The organism is Nocardia sp. IFM 10818 (assembly GCF_054655275.1).
Genome location: NZ_BAAHJH010000001.1, coordinates 5,525,259 through 5,542,375, shown reverse-complemented (window position 1 = coordinate 5,542,375; position 17,117 = coordinate 5,525,259). Strand labels below are relative to the sequence as shown.

Annotated in this window: 16 protein-coding genes and 2 tRNA genes; 11 read left to right on the top strand and 7 right to left on the bottom strand. The window is 66.5% G+C overall.

Going from position 1 to position 17,117, the window contains the following annotated elements; genetic code table 11:
* Nucleotides 1–3: 3 nt before the first annotated feature.
* Complete coding sequence (locus tag ACYQ5L_RS25755; RefSeq protein WP_459960857.1) at nt 4–1,191, bottom strand: C45 family autoproteolytic acyltransferase/hydrolase; 1,188 nt, start codon at nt 1,189–1,191, stop codon at nt 4–6.
* An 89-nt stretch (nt 1,192–1,280) separates the two neighbouring features.
* Between ACYQ5L_RS25755 and ACYQ5L_RS25750 the strand changes: the two genes are divergently transcribed.
* Nucleotides 1,281–2,183: a MurR/RpiR family transcriptional regulator gene (locus ACYQ5L_RS25750; protein WP_459960856.1), complete on the top strand. Its 903-nt coding sequence runs from the start codon at nt 1,281–1,283 to the stop codon at nt 2,181–2,183.
* Nucleotides 2,184–2,207: 24 nt separating this feature from the next.
* On the opposite strand, the gene ACYQ5L_RS25745 is transcribed toward ACYQ5L_RS25750, so the two are convergent.
* Both ACYQ5L_RS25745 and ACYQ5L_RS25740 read right to left on the bottom strand, forming a co-directional pair.
* Nucleotides 2,208–3,416, bottom strand: coding sequence for a DUF885 domain-containing protein (locus ACYQ5L_RS25745; protein ID WP_459960855.1), 1,209 nt, complete (start codon nt 3,414–3,416; stop codon nt 2,208–2,210).
* A 118-nt stretch (nt 3,417–3,534) separates the two neighbouring features.
* Nucleotides 3,535–3,618 (bottom strand) — tRNA-Leu (locus tag ACYQ5L_RS25740).
* Nucleotides 3,619–3,827: 209 nt separating this feature from the next.
* Between ACYQ5L_RS25740 and ACYQ5L_RS25735 the strand changes: the two genes are divergently transcribed.
* The 6 genes from ACYQ5L_RS25735 (at nt 3,828) to ACYQ5L_RS25710 (ending at nt 10,031) form a co-directional block, all read left to right on the top strand.
* Nucleotides 3,828–4,451: an ANTAR domain-containing response regulator gene (locus ACYQ5L_RS25735; RefSeq protein WP_379203937.1), complete on the top strand. Its 624-nt coding sequence runs from the start codon at nt 3,828–3,830 to the stop codon at nt 4,449–4,451.
* 267 nt (nt 4,452–4,718) lie between these two features.
* Entirely contained in the window at nt 4,719–5,924 is a 1,206-nt protein-coding gene (locus tag ACYQ5L_RS25730) for a branched-chain amino acid ABC transporter substrate-binding protein (protein ID WP_459963539.1), read from the top strand.
* Between the two features lie 99 nt (nt 5,925–6,023).
* The gene (locus ACYQ5L_RS25725; protein ID WP_459960854.1) at nt 6,024–7,061 is read left to right on the top strand and encodes a branched-chain amino acid ABC transporter permease; all 1,038 of its coding nucleotides are present in this window, start codon (nt 6,024–6,026) and stop codon (nt 7,059–7,061) included.
* On the top strand, nt 7,058–8,305 hold the full coding sequence (locus ACYQ5L_RS25720; RefSeq protein WP_459960853.1) for a branched-chain amino acid ABC transporter permease: 1,248 nt from the start codon (nt 7,058–7,060) through the stop codon (nt 8,303–8,305). Before ACYQ5L_RS25725 ends, ACYQ5L_RS25720 begins: the two co-directional genes overlap by 4 nt.
* Nucleotides 8,302–9,276: an ABC transporter ATP-binding protein gene (locus ACYQ5L_RS25715; protein ID WP_459960852.1), complete on the top strand. Its 975-nt coding sequence runs from the start codon at nt 8,302–8,304 to the stop codon at nt 9,274–9,276. Before ACYQ5L_RS25720 ends, ACYQ5L_RS25715 begins: the two co-directional genes overlap by 4 nt.
* Before the next feature lie 59 nt (nt 9,277–9,335).
* A complete protein-coding gene (locus ACYQ5L_RS25710; protein WP_379203997.1) occupies nt 9,336–10,031 on the top strand; it encodes an ABC transporter ATP-binding protein in 696 nt (231 codons plus the stop codon).
* Nucleotides 10,032–10,094: 63 nt separating this feature from the next.
* Here the strand turns inward: ACYQ5L_RS25710 and ACYQ5L_RS25705 are convergent.
* A tRNA-Trp gene (locus ACYQ5L_RS25705) sits at nt 10,095–10,167 on the bottom strand.
* Between the two features lie 169 nt (nt 10,168–10,336).
* Between ACYQ5L_RS25705 and polA the strand changes: the two genes are divergently transcribed.
* Nucleotides 10,337–13,051 (top strand): DNA polymerase I, encoded by a 2,715-nt coding sequence (polA, locus tag ACYQ5L_RS25700; RefSeq protein ID WP_459963538.1) that lies wholly within the window; start codon nt 10,337–10,339, stop codon nt 13,049–13,051.
* 607 nt (nt 13,052–13,658) lie between these two features.
* Here the strand turns inward: polA and ACYQ5L_RS25695 are convergent.
* Complete coding sequence (locus ACYQ5L_RS25695) at nt 13,659–13,991, bottom strand: four-helix bundle copper-binding protein (protein ID WP_459960851.1); 333 nt, start codon at nt 13,989–13,991, stop codon at nt 13,659–13,661.
* A 202-nt stretch (nt 13,992–14,193) separates the two neighbouring features.
* Here ACYQ5L_RS25695 and ACYQ5L_RS25690 point away from each other — a divergent pair, with 202 nt between their 5' ends.
* Together ACYQ5L_RS25690 and ACYQ5L_RS25685 are read left to right on the top strand one after the other, a co-directional pair.
* Nucleotides 14,194–14,325, top strand: a complete 132-nt coding sequence (locus tag ACYQ5L_RS25690) for a hypothetical protein (RefSeq protein ID WP_281186558.1) — start codon at nt 14,194–14,196, stop codon at nt 14,323–14,325.
* Between the two features lie 87 nt (nt 14,326–14,412).
* Nucleotides 14,413–14,835, top strand: coding sequence for an alpha-isopropylmalate synthase regulatory domain-containing protein (locus tag ACYQ5L_RS25685; RefSeq protein ID WP_379203926.1), 423 nt, complete (start codon nt 14,413–14,415; stop codon nt 14,833–14,835).
* A 75-nt stretch (nt 14,836–14,910) separates the two neighbouring features.
* On the opposite strand, the gene trxA is transcribed toward ACYQ5L_RS25685, so the two are convergent.
* Together trxA and ACYQ5L_RS25675 are read right to left on the bottom strand one after the other, a co-directional pair.
* Nucleotides 14,911–15,279 (bottom strand): thioredoxin, encoded by a 369-nt coding sequence (trxA, locus tag ACYQ5L_RS25680; RefSeq protein ID WP_459960850.1) that lies wholly within the window; start codon nt 15,277–15,279, stop codon nt 14,911–14,913.
* 41 nt (nt 15,280–15,320) lie between these two features.
* Nucleotides 15,321–15,836: a 2'-5' RNA ligase family protein gene (locus ACYQ5L_RS25675; protein ID WP_459960849.1), complete on the bottom strand. Its 516-nt coding sequence runs from the start codon at nt 15,834–15,836 to the stop codon at nt 15,321–15,323.
* Nucleotides 15,837–15,923: 87 nt separating this feature from the next.
* On the opposite strand from ACYQ5L_RS25675, the gene ACYQ5L_RS25670 reads away from it, so the two are divergent.
* Nucleotides 15,924–17,009 (top strand): isocitrate/isopropylmalate dehydrogenase family protein, encoded by a 1,086-nt coding sequence (locus tag ACYQ5L_RS25670; protein WP_459960848.1) that lies wholly within the window; start codon nt 15,924–15,926, stop codon nt 17,007–17,009.
* Nucleotides 17,010–17,117: the final 108 nt, after the last annotated feature.

Sequence of the window (17,117 nt, the reverse complement as noted above, 5' to 3'; positions counted from 1 at the left end):
ACCTCATCCGGCCGCGGCGGCGGTCATATCCGCGAAGCGGGAGCCGGGGCCGTCGAAGACGTTCCACGGCAGCTTCTCGTATTCGTGCGCGCAGGGCGTGCCATTGGTCAGGTAGTACTCGCCCGCGGTCAGATCCACGCAGCTCGACAGCAGCGTGGACCAGCGCCGGACGGCGGGGCGGCGCTCGTCCGGATGGGTGCACAGGGATTCGGGATAGCCGAGATGATCCGACATGGCCGCCCGGATCCGGTCGCGGACGGCCGTCCCATTGGTGGCGTACCGGACCCGGCCCAGCGTGCGCCGCGCCTGCGGCACCCGGATGAGCGAATCCACCGAGATCGGGCGATAGCTGCCGGCCAGCTGCGGGGGGACGGTGCCCTGATAGTGGTTGCCGTGCACCAGAAGTCCGTCCTCCGGGTACAGCCAGCCGATGCCGTGCGGGGTGATCTCGAGGTCGATGGAGAATCCGGAACGGTCGGTGAGCAGGACATTGCCGGCAATGTGCGCCGGCGTGCGAGCCAGCATGTTCAGCGCGTCCGGCAACTCGGCCTGGTTCAGCGCCAGGCGTCGGATGAAGGTCTGCGGCACGCCGATCGCGGCATCGAAGCGCCCGCCCAGCCCATTGGCATTGAGCGCGATCCCCGCCGAGTTGGCGCCGTGCCGGCCGATCTGCCCCGCCTCGACCTGCATGATCAGGGTGGGCAGCGGATCCTGCACGATGCGCAGCGCGATCACGGTGTCCTGCACCGCTGTTCGCCAATCCCAGTTCTGCCCGGCATAGACGTGGCCGTCGCCGGCCGCGCCATCGGTGAGCGAGAACGAAGTGCAGCCATCGGCGCTGTCCCGCTCGTCCTCCTCATCGACCTCCGGTGTGCGAGCACCCGGGCTGCGGTCGTAGATGATCTCCCCGCGCGCATTGAGCGCCATCAGATCCAGTTCATCCCGGCCCGCCCCCGCCGCGACCCCGCGCAGTTCGGCCATGACCTCCGGCGCCACCCGCTCACACAGCGGCACCCACCCCGCCGCCAACTCCCTGACCTCACCCCAGCTCAGGCCGGTCTGCTCGCGAAATGCCTCCTCGTAGTAGGCGATTGCCTTCTCGATGAGGTCCGCGGTGGCCGTCCCGTACTGATATCCGCGCTCATGCGGTGAGCCGGAGACCTCGACGGTGCGAATGGATAGCTGATTCATCCCGGTTTCGATTCCTCGTATCCGACATCCGCCCGGTCGCGGCAGTGGCGCGCAGGCGAGTCGTAGTGAGTGGAAGTACAATCTGTGGAATGGATGATACAGATCACGGTGGTTTGGTAACAGATGTTACGGAAAATTCCGGTCTGACCGACCTGCGCGCTCGCGTCCGCAACGCCTGGGACGCCTTGTCGAAGGCGGAGCGCTCCGTGTCCGACCTGCTCGCCCACTCCACCGCCGAGCGCATCCTCTACGCCAGCGCCGCCGAACTCGGCGCCGAGAGCTCCACCAGCAACGCCACCGTCGTCCGCACCCTCCAGAAACTCGGCTACACCGGCCTCTCCGACCTGAAACAGCAAGTGGCAGGCCCCTTCACCGCCGCCACCGCCCCCGAAGTCCGCCTCCGCCAACGCATAGACCACCTCGGCGGCAACTACGACGCCATCAGCTCCACCGTCTGGACCGAGGCCCTCGACCGCATCGAACTGGCCCGCACCAACCTCCGCCCCGAAGCCATCTCCGCCGCGGTCGACCTCATCCTCCGCACCCGCCGCACCCACACCTACGGCCTCGGCGCCTCCGCCATCTCCGCCGACCACCTGGCCCTCCGCCTCACCCGCATAGGCCAGCCCGCCCGCCGCATCACCGCAGACGGCTTCCGCCTCCCCGACGACCTCCTCTCGGTGGCCCCCTCCGACCTCATAGTCCTCTTCGCCCCCGGCCGCATGACCCCCGAACTGGACCTCATCCTCACCCGCGCCCGCGACGTCGACGCCAAAGTCATCCTCCTCAGCGACGACGAAGCCGACCCCCTCGCCAACCGCGTCACCGTCCACCTCACGGCCCCCCACACCCCCACCGGCCTCACCACCGAAGCCCTGACCTCACTCCTGGTGAGCGACATAATCGTCCAAGCCGTCATCGCCGTAGACCCCGACCGCGCCGTCGAGGCCTCCCACACCCTCACCACCCTCCGCTCCCGCCTCGGCTACTGAGTGGCTCCCCACGCCCCGCTGGTGTCACGCCTCCGCGACCAGATCGGACGGCAGCAAGGGCTCGGTCAGCAGCCGGCGGGCCCGGGCCTGCCGGTCGGGGTGGTCGAGCCGGTTCCCGACCAGTCGTCGGCCGTAGTGGTAGGCCAGTACATAGGTGTCCATGCCCGGGGTCCGGAGGAAATCCAGCGCCCACTTCGCTTCCGCCTCGGTGAGCAGGGCCCAGCGGAGCAGATAGTCGGCGATCTCCCCGTCCGGGCGGCCCGCATCGGCCAGCAGCGCGGCATTGGCCCACGCGCCCCACAGCGCGTCCCGGGCGCGGTGAATCCCGGCGAAGTCGCTGTCCGCCGGTGACATGCCCTGCGGGACAAGGACATTGTCGGTGATCCACGCCTGCGCCGTATCGGCGGGAAAGATGAGCCCCTGCGCGTGCAGCCCGATGCCTTCGCTGATCACGAAGGACGGGGAGATCATGAACCGAACCCGGTGTTCGAGCTGATGCTGTTCCCCGGCCAAGTGGACGTCCTTCAGCATCGACTCGGCGATATGGCCCGGAAACCCTTCGTGGGCAACGACATGGAAGAGATCGGCCAGATTGAACGGCACGCTGTCGTTGATGTACAGGGTGCCGCGCCGCCCGCCCGCGTAATGCCCGCGGTGCGGTCCGGGCGACATCGCACAGTCGACGGCGATGCCATCCGGCAGCGGCACGAGCGCCGCCGTGCGCTCGATCGTCTCGGCGACCGCCGAGTCCACCAGTGCGGGCAACAGATCGCCCCGGGTGGACGGCAGCGCATGGGCCTGCTGCCACTCGTGCAACCGCTCCGCCGGTGACCCCGACCCCGGCGGCAGCGCCGCCTCCAGCCGTTCCTGGGCGGCCGTCAGCTCGTCCTCCGGCGACCAGCCGACCTCCACCCCGAGGCACCGGCTCCCGTATTCGGTCAACGGCAGCCGCTCACCCGCCAGCCGCTCCGCCACCGCCCGCATCGAACGAAGCTGAGCCGAAAGGTATTTCGCCCGCCTCCCCTCGAACGGCAGCTCCTCCCGCAGCCCCGCGCAGTCGTCCGCCAGCTGTTCCGCCGCGGGCAGCGCTTCCTCCCGCACCCGTCGCTCCCACTCTCCGGGCCCGCTGTAGATCAGCAGCGTCCCTCCGCTGGTCTCCGTAGCGTGTCGATTGATCCGTAGCGCGAGCACCGCGAAGTCCCGCAGCCACTCGTCCCGAGTTCGCGTTCCCATCCCTCCACGTTCCGCACTCCCGCCCCGCGGTCAAGGAATCCGCCCGAAAGTGGCAATGCGGCAAATGAACTCCGGAAATGTGAAAACCCCCCGAGAAGTCTCGGGGGGTTCCGAAGAGTGCCGAGTGTGGGACTCGAACCCACACGTCCTTTCGGACAACGGTTTTTGAGACCGTCGCGTCTGCCAGTTCCGCCAACCCGGCGCACCAGGGGATGACTATAGCGGGTTGCGGGCTCGGGGAACTAATCGGTGGGGTGGTGTTGTGATACTGGTCGGTTTGCGCTGGGTAGATGGGTTGTGTGGAGGGGCAAACGGTACTCTTTGGGTACTCGGGTACGTGCCGATCCGTCGAGGGTGGCTTCGGACCGGTGTGCGTCGGGTGTTGATATCGGAAGCGACAGGGGTTCATCTATGGGAACGACAGCAGGGGGCGGTTCGAAGAGGGATGCTGCGGCGTCCGCCCCCAAGCGGGTGGTGGTCGCCGAAGACGAGGCACTCATCCGGATGGATCTCGTCGAGATGCTCTCCGAAGAGGGGTACCTGGTGGTGGGTGAGGCGGGCGACGGGCAGCAGGCCGTGGACCTCGCCGAGGAGCTGCGTCCGGATCTGGTGATCATGGACGTGAAGATGCCGCGCCGCGACGGAATCGACGCCGCCGCGGAGATCGCGTCGAAACGCGTTGCGCCGGTGGTCATCCTGACCGCCTTCAGCCAGCGCGACCTGGTCGAGCGGGCGCGCGACGCCGGCGCCATGGCCTACCTGGTGAAGCCGTTCACGAAATCGGACCTGGTGCCCGCCATCGAATTGGCCGCCAGCCGGTTCCACGAGATCACCGCGCTGGAAGGCGAAGTCGCGAATCTGTCGGATCGCCTGGAAACCCGCAAGCTGGTGGAGCGTGCCAAGGGTGTGCTGATGCAGACTCAGGGGCTATCCGAGCCGCAGGCTTTCAAATGGATCCAGCGCACCGCCATGGACCGTCGCACCACGATGAAGGCGGTCGCCGAGGTTGTCCTGGAGAACCTCGCACCGAAGTAACGCATTCGCTCGCTATTGCCTCTCGTGTTGCCCCTATTTTGCTGAGCCAGTTAACACGGATGTAACACGAGAGGCGCATTAGTTTGTTGCGATGTCACATGGATGATCCGAATGTGATGCGCAGCTAACGTGGCGGGGCTATGTTCTGACCGGGCCGATAGATGAGGCGGCCGCCCCGGCGCACGCCGGGGAGCACAGAACATAGAGGTGAATCTCGTGCTTGGTTCTATGACGCGTGGTTCCGCGTCGACCCTGCGGCGTGGCCGTATGGTGCGGAATGCGGTGATTCTGGGAGCGGCAGCCGCTCTCTCACTGGCGGGCTGCAGCGACAAGTCGGCCGACAACGGCAATGGCGGTAATGGCGGCGGCGCCGCGCTGACCATCCAGCCCGTGGTCCAGGTGGACACGGAGGGCAAGGAAGTCCCGGCGGCCGACACGTCCGCGGCGGCCAAGGCGGCCGGCGACGGCAAGGCGAAGTGCGCCCCGTCCTCCATCGCCATGGCCGGCCCGCTGACGGGCCCGAACGCCAACCTCGGCCTCAATATCGTCCGCGGCGTGAAGCTCGCCATCGACGAGTTCAACAAGGCCAATGCCGACTGCAAGATCACCCTCAAGGAATTCGACACCGAGGGCAATCCGCAGAAGGCCACCCAGGTCATCCCGACGATCATCAACGATCCGTCGATCGTCGGCCTGATCGGCCCGACCTTCTCCGGTGAGACCAAGGCGACCGGCCAGGTGCTCAGCGATGCGGGCCTGCTCGCGCTGACCCCGTCGGCCACCAACCCGGATCTGACCTCCAACGGCTGGAAGACCTTCTTCCGCGGCCTCGGCAATGACGCGGTGCAGGGTCCGGCGGTGGCCAAGTACCTGGCCGCCAGCGGCAAGTACAAGAAGATCTGCGTGGTCAAGGACAACACCGAGTACGGCACCGGCCTGGCCCGGAACCTGGCCGAAACCCTCGGCGCCATCGCGGATCCCAGCTGCGCCACCGAGGTCAAGGAAGGCGACAAGGACTTCTCCGCGGTCGTCTCCAAGCTGAACTCCGCCAAGCCGGACGCCATCTACTACGCCGGCTACTACGCCGAGGCGGCCCCGCTGGTGCAGCAGCTGCGTTCGGGTGGCGTCACCGCCACCTTCATCTCCGCCGACGGCACCAAGGACGTCGAATTCGTCAAGCAGGCCGGCGACGCGTCCAAGGACGCCCTGCTGTCCTGCCCGTGTGGCCCGGCTCCGGACTCCTTCGCCCAGGCCTACAAGGAGTCGAGCGGTTTCGAGGCCGGCACCTATTCGGTCGAGGGCTACGACCTCACCACCATCGTGCTGAAGGCCATCGCATCGGGTAAGACCTCGCGTGCCGACGTCGTCGAGTACGTGCGGACCTACTCGGGCGAGGGTCTGGCCCGCCATTACCAGTGGGGCTCCACCGGTGAGCTGGCCAAGGCTCTGATCTGGATGTACCAGGTCAAGTAACCACCTTCTATTCGAAACAGCGTGTGCCGGATCTGCGATGGACTGCTCACGAGGCGGTCCGTCCGGCACACGCTGTTTCCACGATGGCGAGAGTAACGAATGACTTCATCCGCACTGGTCGATGTGGCCCTGTTGGCGAACGGGTCCATCGATTTCAACGTCTCGGGTGTGGCCGACCAATTCTGGCGACTCACCGTTGACGGATTGGCCTACGGCTCGATCTACGCACTGGTCGCGGTGGGATACACCCTGGTTTACGGTGTCCTCCGTTTGATCAATTTCGCCCATTCGGAAATATTCATGGTGGGCATGTTCGGCCAGTACGTCGGCCTGATGCTGCTCGGGTTCAGTCCCAGCGGAAACGTTTATTCACAAGGCATCGTCCTGACGGTCGTATTCCTGGGTGTGGCCATGCTGATCGGCATGCTCATCTCGGGCGCGGCCGCGGTCGGCCTGGAACGCGTGGCCTACCGGCCGTTGCGCAAACGCGGTGCGAAACCGCTCATCTTCCTGATCACCGCCATCGGCGCCTCTTTCGTGATTCAGGAATTCGTGCACTATGTGCTGCCGAAGTTCTGGCCGTCCCTGGGTGGTACCAACGCCCAGCAGCCGATCATGCTGGTGAAACCCACCGAGCAGTTCTCGATCTTCGACGCCTCGGTGACCAATGTGACCCTGGTGATCATCGGTGCGGCGATCGTGCTCGCGATCGCGACCGAATACGTCATCAACAGAACGAAATTCGGCCGCGGCATTCGCGCCGTGGCGCAGGATCCCGATACCGCGACGCTGATGGGCGTCTCGCGGGAGCGGGTCATCATGCTGACCTTCCTCATCGGCGGTCTGCTGGCCGGCGCCGCCGCGCTGCTCTACACCCTCAAGATCCCCAACGGCATCATCTATTCCGGCGGATTCATCTTGGGCATCAAGGCTTTCAGCGCCGCCGTGCTCGGCGGCATCGGCAACCTGCGCGGTGCGCTGCTGGGCGGCCTGCTGCTCGGGCTGGCGGAGAATTACGGTCAGATCCTGTTCGGCACCCAGTGGCGCGACGTGGTCGCGTTCGTGGTGCTGGTGGCCGTGCTGATGATCCGGCCGACCGGCATCCTCGGTGAGAGTCTGGGGAAGGCGCGAGTATGACGAACGTGACGAAAACCCCTGGCGCACCCGGAAATTCGACCGATACCCCGCAGCGGCGGGGCCTCGGCGACGCGCTGCGCACCTGGTGGGAAGGGCTGTCGCGGGCACAGCAGTGGGGCGTCGGCGTGCCGGCGATCCTGTTGCTGGCGCTGTTGCCGCTGTTCCCCCCGCCATTGCTCGACACCCCCGGAACCAGTTTCGGCGGTGTGATGGCGCAGTTCGCGATGGTCGCGCTCATTGCCATCGGCCTGAATGTTGTTGTCGGCCAAGCCGGTCTGCTCGACCTCGGCTACGTCGGCTTCTACGCCGTGGGCGCCTACACCGTCGGTTTGCTCACCAGCCCCAACAGTCCGTGGAATCAAACCGACGGCGGCTGGCTGGACAAGGGCTGGGGCTGGCTGGCCTGTGTGCCGCTGGCAATCGCCATCACGGCCATATCCGGTCTGATCCTCGGCTCGCCGACGCTGCGGCTGCGCGGTGACTACCTGGCCATCGTGACGCTGGGCTTCGGCGAGATCGTGCGACTGCTCGCCGACAATCTCGGCGAGATCACCAATGGCAGCCTCGGCCTGGCGGGCATCGCCTACCCGCGCATCGGCGAGTCGGAGACCCATCCCAACGGCTACTTCTCCTCGGGCAACCTCGGTAATCCGGATACCTCGAACCTGTTGAACAAGGCCAACTCCGGCACCTGGTGGTACTGGCTGGGCATGGCCCTGGTGATCGTCGTGCTGATCGTCGTCGGCAATCTGGAGCGCAGCCGCGTGGGCCGCGCCTGGGTCGCCATCCGCGAGGACGAGGACGCCGCCGAGATCATGGGCGTGCCGACCTTCAAGTTCAAGCTGTGGGCGTTCACGATCGGCGCCGCGGTCGGCGGTCTGTCCGGCGCGCTGTACGCCGGTCAGGTGCAGTTCATCAACCCGACCGGCTTCAACATCATCAACTCCATGCTGTTCCTCTGCGCGGTCGTCATCGGCGGCCAGGGCAACAAGCTGGGCGTGATCGTGGGCGCGTTCCTGATCGTGTACCTGCCCAACCGGTTCATGTCGGTGGAGGTCGCCGACCAATCCCTGGGCGACTACAAATACCTGTTCTTCGGTATCGCGCTCATGGTCGTGATGATCTTCCGCCCGCAGGGCCTGTTCCCGGTCCGGCAGAAGTTGCTCGCCTACGGGCTCAAGATATATCGCGCCGTGCACCGGACTCCGGAACCGCCGGCGCAGACGAGTGGAGGTCGGCGATGACCGGGCCGGGCGCGGGTGGCGCGCTGTTCGACAACGAGGATATGGCCGCGGGCTACCAGGAACTGGAGACCGAGGCCAGCGCGGGCACCGTGGACGTGGGCGAGGTACTGCCCGAACTCGGTATGGGCGATGCCGCCGCCGTCGCGGAAGTCGTTGCCCCGCACCGGGAAATCGAAACCGCCGTGGGTGCGCCGCTGCTGCGCACCGAAGGCCTGACGGTGAAGTTCGGCGGTCTCACCGCGCTCGACGATGTGAGTTTCGAGATTCGCCGCGGCGAGATCCTCGGTCTCATCGGCCCCAATGGCGCGGGCAAGACCACGTGCTTCAATGCCATCAGCGGCGTGTATCCGCCGTCCGGGGGCACGGTCTACTTCGACGGCAAGCCGTTGACCAAGACCAAGCGCAACGAGATCACCCGCCTCGGCATTGCCCGCACCTTCCAGAACATTCGCCTGTTCAACGAGATGACGGCGCTGGAGAACGTGGTGGTCGGCACCGACGCCCGGCACCAGACCTCGGTGCCCGGCGCGGTCTTCCGCACCGCACGGCATCGGCGCGAGGAGCGCGACGCCATCGAAAGAGGCATGGCGCTACTGGAATTCGTCGGCATCGCACCGCGCGCGGTCGAGAAGGCGCGCAACCTCTCCTACGGCGATCAGCGCCGCCTGGAGATCGCCCGCGCCCTGGCGACGGAACCGAAGCTGCTCTGCCTGGACGAGCCGGCCGCCGGCTTCAACCCGTCGGAGAAATCGGCGCTCATGGATCTCATCCGCAAGATTCGCGACGACGGTTTCACCGTCCTGCTGATCGAGCACGACATGCGATTGGTCATGGGCGTGACCGACCGCATCGTGGTGCTGGAATTCGGCCGCAAGATCGCCGACGGCCTGCCGGCCGCCATTCGCGAGGATCCCAAGGTGGTCGCCGCCTATCTCGGCGTGCCCGACGAGGAAGTAGGTGACCAGCAGTGACGTCACTCGACAAGACCCCGACCGCACTCGAGAAATCCCCCCTCCTCGAGGTCGAGGACATGGTGGTGAACTACGGCAGAATCCAAGCCCTGCACGGTATTTCACTCAAGGTCGCGGACGGTGAACTCGTCACCCTGCTCGGCGCCAACGGCGCCGGCAAGACGACCACCATGCGCGCCCTGTCCGGTCTGCTCCCGCTGACCGGCGGCCGCATCCTGTTCGAGGGCCGCGACATCACCCGCATGAAGGCCCACGAACGCGTGGGCCTGGGCCTGATCCAAGCCCCCGAAGGCCGCGGCGTCTTCCCGGGCATGACGGTTCAGGAAAACCTCGACATGGGCCACTACGGCCGTCCCTTCAAGGAAAAGTCCGAGTACCAGAAAACCCTCGACTGGGTCTTCGATCTCTTCCCCCGTGTCAAGGAACGCCGCACCCAGGTGGGCGGCACCCTCTCCGGCGGCGAACAGCAGATGGTGGCCATCGCCCGCTCCCTGATGGCCCGCCCCAAACTGCTGCTCCTGGATGAACCCTCAATGGGCTTGGCCCCCATGGTCATCCAGCAGATCTTCCGCATCATCGCGGATATCAACGCCCAGGGCACCACGGTCCTGCTGGTCGAGCAGAACGCCCAGCAGGCCCTGACTCGCAGCGACCGCGCCTACATCCTGGAAACCGGCGAGGTCACCAAGACCGGCGAAGGCCGTGCGCTCCTGCACGACCCGGCGGTCAAGTCCGCCTACCTCGGCGTCGGCTGACACCTCGGGCAAAGACATCGGGCCCGTCACCCGGAATCTGGGTGACGGGCCCGATGCGTCTTGCAGGGGCGACAGGACTTGAACCTGCAACCTGCGGTTTTGGAGACCGCTGCTCTGCCAGTTGAGCTACGCCCCTTCGGTGCGTGATCACGTTAGCAGGACGAGACGCCGGGGTGAAATCGGTTTTCCGGCAGGGGCGGGACCTGCGGTGACGGGCGGGGTGTGCCCGATGCACACGGATGTCGGTGGGGCTCCCTAGACTCTGACGGGTGACCTCTGCCTCTACCGATCAGCGTCCGAGTGCCGTGTCCGTATCGAACCCAGCCGCTTCTACCCCCGGGGAGCAGCCGACGCTGCTGTTGCTGGATGGGCATTCGCTGGCCTATCGCGCGTTCTATGCGTTGCCGGCGGAGAACTTCAAGACCGCGGGTGGGCAGACCACCAATGCGGTGTACGGGTTCACGGCCATGCTGATCAACTTGCTGCGGGATGAGAAGCCCACGCATGTGGCGGCGGCGTTCGATGTGAATCGGAAGACGTTCCGGACGGAGGCGTATCCGGAGTACAAGGCGAATCGGATCTCGACTCCGGACGAGTTCCGGGGGCAGGTGGAGACCACCCAGGAGGTGCTGGGGGCGCTGGGGATTCCGGTCATGGCCATCGAGGGCTATGAGGCCGACGACGTCATTGCCACGTTGACCACGCAGGCGGTGCCGGAGGGTTTCCGGGTGCTGATCGTGACGGGGGACCGGGATTCGCTGCAGTTGGTGAACGATGACGTCACGGTGCTGTACCCGAAGAAGGGCGTATCGGAGCTGACCCGGTTCACGCCCGCCGCGGTGGAGGAGAAGTACGGGCTGACGCCGCAGCAGTATCCCGACTTCGCGGCGCTGCGCGGCGACCCGAGTGACAATCTGCCCGGCATTCCGGGTGTGGGGGAGAAGACCGCCGCCAAGTGGGTGCGCGAATACGGCGATCTCGCCACCCTGGTCGACCAGGTCGACAAGGTGAAGGGCAAGGTCGGGGATGCCTTGCGCGCCAACCTGTCCAGCGTGGTGCTGAACCGGCAGCTGACCGAGATGGTGAAGACCGTCCCGCTGCCCTACACCCCCGAACAGCTGGCCATGCAGCCGTGGGATCGGGAGAAGATCCACCGCCTGTTCGACGAGTTGGAGTTCCGCGTGCTGCGGGACCGCCTGTTCGACACCCTCGCCCCCGTCGAGCCCGAGGCCGAGTCCGGCTTCGAGATCAGCGGCGGCGCCATCGCGCCCGGCGCGGTCGCGGACTGGCTGGCCGATCACGCCAAGGCCGGTGCCCGCCACGGTGTTTCGGTCATCGGCAATGGCTCGCCCAGCCACGGTGACGTGCAGGCCATCGCCATTGCGGCGGCCGACGGTGAAGGCGGCTACTTCGACGTGGTCGCCCTGACCCCCGAGGACGAGCAGGCCCTCGGCGCCTGGCTCGCCGACCCCGATACCCCGAAGGCCCTGCACGAGGCCAAGTCCGCCATGCACGCCCTGCGCGGCCGCGGCTGGACCCTCGGCGGCCTCACCAGCGACACGGCCCTCGCCGCGTATCTGATCCTGCCCGGCCAGCGCACCTTCAACCTCGAAGACCTGTCGCTGCGCTACCTCAGCCGCGAGCTGCGCGTCGACAACGGCGCCGAAACCCAGCTCTCCCTCCTCGATGACGAGGACCAGGTCGACGCAGAGGTCGCCAAGGCCGGAATCCTGCGCGCCAGCGCCGTTTCCGATCTGGCCAACGCCTTCGACGCCGAACTCGAGCGCATCGAGTCCACCGCCCTGCTCGGCGATATGGAACTCCCGCTGCTGAGCGTGCTGGCCGACCTCGAACACGCCGGCATCGCCGTCGACTCCGCGCAACTGGAGGACCTCCAGCGCGAATTCGCCGACCGCGTAGCCGATGCCGCCAATGCCGCCTACGGCGTGATCGGCAAGCAGATCAACCTGGGTTCGCCCAAACAGCTCCAGGTCGTCCTGTTCGACGAGCTCGACATGCCGAAGACCAAGCGCACCAAGACCGGCTACACCACCGACGCCGACGCGCTCGAGGGTCTCTACGAGAAGACCCAGCACCCGTTCCTGCAACACCTGCTGGAACACCGCGACGCCACCCGCCTGAAGGTCACCGTCGACGGCCTGCTGAAGTCGGTGGCCGACGACGGCCGCATCCACACCACCTTCAACCAGACCGTCGCCGCCACCGGCCGCCTCTCCTCGACCGAGCCGAACCTGCAGAACATCCCCATCCGCACCGACACCGGCCGCCGCATCCGCGACACCTTCGTCGTCGGCCCCGGCGCCGAATCCCTCATGACCGCGGACTACAGCCAGATCGAAATGCGCATCATGGCCCACCTGTCCAAGGACGAGGGCCTGATCGAAGCCTTCAACTCCGGCGAGGACCTGCACAACTTCGTAGCCTCCAAGGCCTTCGACATCCCGATCTCGGACGTCGATCCCGAATTGCGCCGCCGCATCAAGGCCATGTCCTACGGCCTGGCCTACGGCTTGTCCGCCTACGGCCTCTCCCAGCAGCTCAAGATCAGCGCCGAAGAAGCCAAAGTCCAAATGGACATCTACTTCACCCGCTTCGGCGCCATCCGCGACTACCTCCACGACGCCGTCGAACAGGCCCGCAAGGTCGGCTACACCGAAACCCTCTTCGGCCGCCGCCGCTACCTCCCCGACCTGGATTCCAGCAACCGCCAGCGCCGCGAAGCCGCCGAACGCATGGCCCTCAACGCCCCCATCCAGGGCACGGCCGCCGACATCATCAAGGTCGCCATGATCGACACCCAACGCGCCATCCACGCAGCCGGCCTGAAATCCCGCATGCTCCTCCAAATCCACGACGAACTCGTCTTCGAGGTAGCCCCCGGCGAACGGGAACAACTGGAATCCCTCGCCCGAGAAAACATGTCCAACGCCATAGAACTCTCGGTCCCCCTCGAAGTCTCCGTAGGCGTAGGCCGCAGCTGGGACGCCGCCGCCCACTAACCACCCGGCTCCGCCCCCACCCATCACTCGAGCTTTTGCTCTTTCGGGTTTGGTCTTTGACCGTAACCACGGCCATCCAGCCAGGCCGGAACGTGAGTTACGGCTCCCGACCGGGGAGCCGAGGCCGGGTACGGCAGGCGAGGCGACCCCACTGATCGGTTCGTCTTTGCGCACGCCGGCAGTGATGACGAGCTTCGTTGTCCAGAGGTGTATTTCGACCGCACCACGGTTCTGGCCGCGTACGCGCCCAGTGGATGACGGCGTGTCCGCGTCGAGAGACGGTGGGGTCTGAAATACGCCTCGATCCGAGGCCGTGGGTGCGGCTCTGCCGGCGTTCGCAGAGCGAAACGATCGGTGGGGTCGCCTCGTCTGCCCTACCGGGCCTCGGCTCCCCGGTTGGGAGCCGTAACTCACGTTGGGTACGGGGGGTCTGGCTGTGGTTGCGTTCAAAGACAAAACCCCAAAACACCCCAAGCGGGCATCCGGATGGCGGGCAAGATCTGAAACGACGCCGACCGGGAACTGGTGGCGGCGACACGCCGGTGAACCCCGCCACCAGTTCCCGGTCGGTGATGTTTCAGATTCGGGCGCTCGGTGGGGTGGGGGATTAACGGGCGAATCGGGCGGTGAGGGCGGCTGAGGCGTTAGAGGCGGCGCTACATGACTTGGCGCAGGCGTCCTCGCCCAGGCGTTCGCAGGTGTCGGCGGTGCGGGCGGTGACTTCGGCGGCCAGTTCGCAAAGGGTTGCGGTCCAAGAGGATTGGCGGTCGAGCAGATCTCCGGCCAGGCGGCAGATGTCGGCGCAGTCCATCAGCTGGGCGATGTGGGTGCGTGCTGCGTGTTTGCCGCCTGCGTCCAGGGAGGTCATGATCTGGCGGACGCAGGTGCGGTGGCAGGCGAGCAGGGCGTTGATCGTGGTCTGGATATTCGGATCGGTCATCGTGAATCTCCTCCAACATCCGGTGCCGGGGTGGGGCAGTGTTCACGGAGGGTTCGATCGAGCGTCCGGCTGGGTTTGCTCATTGTGGCATCCGATCTTGCTAAAGGTTCGGGTGCATGCCGGGTGACCTGCGGCGAAGTTACTCGTGGGTCGATTGCGAATATGGTTGCCAATGCGTGATCGGCACTTTATGCTCGGTGCCGTGCCGAATCCCGCCTACAGCCGCAGCGCAGCGCTCGATGTCGCCGACCGCGACCGCGCCGCGCTTATTCCGCTCACCGCGACGGTGGCTGTGGCGCGCGTACTCGTAGTTCTCCGCCGTAGCGGGGTCTGATTCGGACCGGCCCCTCGCTGCGGCCGTTTGAACATCTTTTGCTGGTCCCCTCTGCCATTTCTGGGAAGAAGTCGGGAAGACCTGTCAATGACCATCACCATCGATACCCACACGTTCATCGCCGCTGCCCCCGCGAGCCTGCGGGCCGAGAGCACCGGCCTGAGCCCCGCCGAGTTCTATGATCGGTACTGCGATCACGCGGGCCCGATCAAGCTCGGCGAATGGACGCACCGCCGGGCCGCGGAGTTCACCGCGACGCTGGAATTCGCCGGTCACCTGCGTACGGTGACCGCCTCCGGCAGTCCGGTCGCCGCGCTCACCTCGGCCCTCTACGACGAGGGCTACCCGGTGGAGATCCTCCAGTTCCACCAGCGCCGCACCGAACACGGCACCGCCACCTTCGTGCAGTGCGAGTTCAACGGCCGCCGCGGCTGGGGCGCCGCCATCGCCGACGACGGGGCCGAGTCCACGGTCCGCGCCATGATCGCCGGAATCAACGCCCTGGGCTGAAACACATGCGCCGCAACCCATTCGGGTTGCGGCGCATGCTGTGTGCTGCCGACACGGTGGTCTTGCCGCCGCGGTTCAGGCCTTGGACTGCTGCTCGGCGAGCTGCTTGCGGACATCGTCCATATCGAGGGCCTTCACCTGGGTGACGAGGTCTTCGAGGGCGGCCGGGGGCAGCGCACCGGGCTGGGCGAAGACCAGGACGCCTTCACGGAAGGCCATGATGGTCGGAATGGAGCGGATATTGGCGGCGGCCGCCAGTCCCTGTTCCGCCTCGGTGTCGACCTTGCCGAACACCACGTCCTGATGCTGATCCGACGCCTTCTCGAAGGTGGGTGCGAAGGACTTGCACGGTCCGCACCATTCCGCCCAGAAATCGACGAGAACAATGTCGTTTCCGGTGACTACCTGGTCGAAGTTCTGCTCGGTGAGCGTCTGGGTGGCCATGGCTTCCTCTCTGTCGGGTTCGGCGGGTGCAACACCGGGGCTTACGGTTCTCTTCCCTGAGCAACCGGCCACTCCTGGCGCCGATCGCCATCCCACCGCCGTATACCCACAACCGTAGCCCGCAAATCCTTGTCACGAGCCACCGCGTGGAGCGCCGCCTGGAGGTCGCCGGGTCGTAGCCGTCTGGCCAGGGTGATGTGCGGGGTCCAGGCGTCCGGGCGGATGTTGGCCGGGATGCCCGGGCAGTCCTGGATCAAACGGAAGAACCTGTGCTGCAAGGCGAGCAGCGGGGTCGACGGCACCACGGCGCGCACCAGGATGGGTGAGCGCGATCCGAATACCAGCAGTCCGCCCAGCCGGATCTCGATCGGCTCGAATTCCGCCTGCTCCAAAGCTTTTTCGAGGCGTGGCCAGATCTCGGTGGCGACCGCGACAGTGATGTGCGGCCGGTGCCCGGCGCCCGGCGGGTGCAGTCCGGCCGCCCGCAGCAGCTCCCACTGGCGGCGCACCTCCGCCTCCGTGGTCTCGTCCAGCACCAGTTCCACCGATTGCACCACGCTCGGAACTTACGCCCAGGTCTCGAAATCCGCGTGACCGTGTGCCGCCGTGTTGCCGTCCGGCGTGGTTGCGCGAGGATGGCTGCCATGAACGACAGCGAGACTCCCCTTCGGCTGGGCTTGATCGAAGGTGATGGGATCGGCCCGGAAATCGTGCGCGCCACCCGAGCGGTGGTCGACGACGCCTTCGCGGCCGTGGGTTTGCCGCCCGTGGACTGGGTCCCGCTGCTCATCGGGCACGCCGGCATCGAGGAGTACGGCGATCCCGTGCCGGAGCCGACGCTCGCGGCCCTGGAAGGCCTGGACGCCTGGATCATGGGCCCGCACGACAGCGCCTCCTATGCCGCCGGCTACCGCACCGGGCTGCCGCCGGCCGGGGCCATTCGCAAGCGCTTCGATCTGTATGCGAACTTCCGCCCGTCGCGCACCCTGGAGGGCGTGCGCTCGGTGGTGCCCGAGATGGATCTGATGATTCTGCGCGAGAACAGCGAGGGCCTCTACGCCGACCGCAATATGTGGGCCGGGTCGGGCGAGTTCCGCCCGACCCCCGATGTGGCCATGGCCGTCGGCGTCTTCACCCGCGAGGCCTGCGAGCGCATTGCCCAGCTGGCCTTCCGGGTGGCCACGCACCGCCGCAAGAAGGTCACCATCGTCCACAAGGCGAATGTGCTGCCCATGACCATGGGCCTGTTCCGCGATGTGTGCTACGAGGTCGCTGCCGAATATCCGGATATCGAGGTCAATGACGAGCACGTCGACGCCGCGGCCGCGCATCTGGTCCGCGCCCCCGGCGACTACGACCTGATCGTCACCGAGAACCTGTTCGGCGACATCCTTTCCGATCTGGCCGGCGAGCTGAGCGGCTCGCTGGGCATGGCGGCCTCGCTGAATACCTCGGAAACACAGGCCATGGCTCAGGCCGTGCACGGCGCCGCACCCACGCTGGCCGGGCACAATCGCGCAAATCCCGTGGCGCTCATGCTCTCCGCCGTCATGCTGGTGCGCTGGCTGGCGACCCGCGATCAGCACAGCGCGCTGCACCGGGTGGCGGAGCGAATTGAACACGCGGTTGCGGATACTTTGCGGGCTGGGGTCGCCACATCCGATTTGGGTGGGTTAGCATCTACCACCGAATTCACCGAGCAGGTGCGGGCCCGGCTGCACCGCTGGTGAGCGCGCACTTCCGGGACCGGGCGTGTTCGGCCACGCGACCAGCGTGTCGCCGATTAATGTTCGGTTACCGACCACCGTGGGTGGTTCGACTCGCCTACATTTCAAACG

Bases quoted from the DNA above. Each gene is read 5' to 3' on its own strand.
- ACYQ5L_RS25755 (WP_459960857.1), bottom strand. From the start codon at position 1,191: ATGAATCAGCTATCCATTCGCACCGTCGAGGTCTCCGGCTCACCGCAT.
- ACYQ5L_RS25750 (WP_459960856.1), top strand. From the start codon at position 1,281: ATGGATGATACAGATCACGGTGGTTTGGTAACAGATGTTACGGAAAAT.
- ACYQ5L_RS25745 (WP_459960855.1), bottom strand. From the start codon at position 3,416: ATGGGAACGCGAACTCGGGACGAGTGGCTGCGGGACTTCGCGGTGCTC.
- ACYQ5L_RS25735 (WP_379203937.1), top strand. From the start codon at position 3,828: ATGGGAACGACAGCAGGGGGCGGTTCGAAGAGGGATGCTGCGGCGTCC.
- ACYQ5L_RS25730 (WP_459963539.1), top strand. From the start codon at position 4,719: ATGGTGCGGAATGCGGTGATTCTGGGAGCGGCAGCCGCTCTCTCACTG.
- ACYQ5L_RS25725 (WP_459960854.1), top strand. From the start codon at position 6,024: ATGACTTCATCCGCACTGGTCGATGTGGCCCTGTTGGCGAACGGGTCC.
- ACYQ5L_RS25720 (WP_459960853.1), top strand. From the start codon at position 7,058: ATGACGAACGTGACGAAAACCCCTGGCGCACCCGGAAATTCGACCGAT.
- ACYQ5L_RS25715 (WP_459960852.1), top strand. From the start codon at position 8,302: ATGACCGGGCCGGGCGCGGGTGGCGCGCTGTTCGACAACGAGGATATG.
- ACYQ5L_RS25710 (WP_379203997.1), top strand. From the start codon at position 9,336: ATGGTGGTGAACTACGGCAGAATCCAAGCCCTGCACGGTATTTCACTC.
- ACYQ5L_RS25695 (WP_459960851.1), bottom strand. From the start codon at position 13,991: ATGACCGATCCGAATATCCAGACCACGATCAACGCCCTGCTCGCCTGC.
- ACYQ5L_RS25685 (WP_379203926.1), top strand. From the start codon at position 14,413: ATGACCATCACCATCGATACCCACACGTTCATCGCCGCTGCCCCCGCG.
- trxA (WP_459960850.1), bottom strand. From the start codon at position 15,279: ATGGCCACCCAGACGCTCACCGAGCAGAACTTCGACCAGGTAGTCACC.
- ACYQ5L_RS25670 (WP_459960848.1), top strand. From the start codon at position 15,924: ATGAACGACAGCGAGACTCCCCTTCGGCTGGGCTTGATCGAAGGTGAT.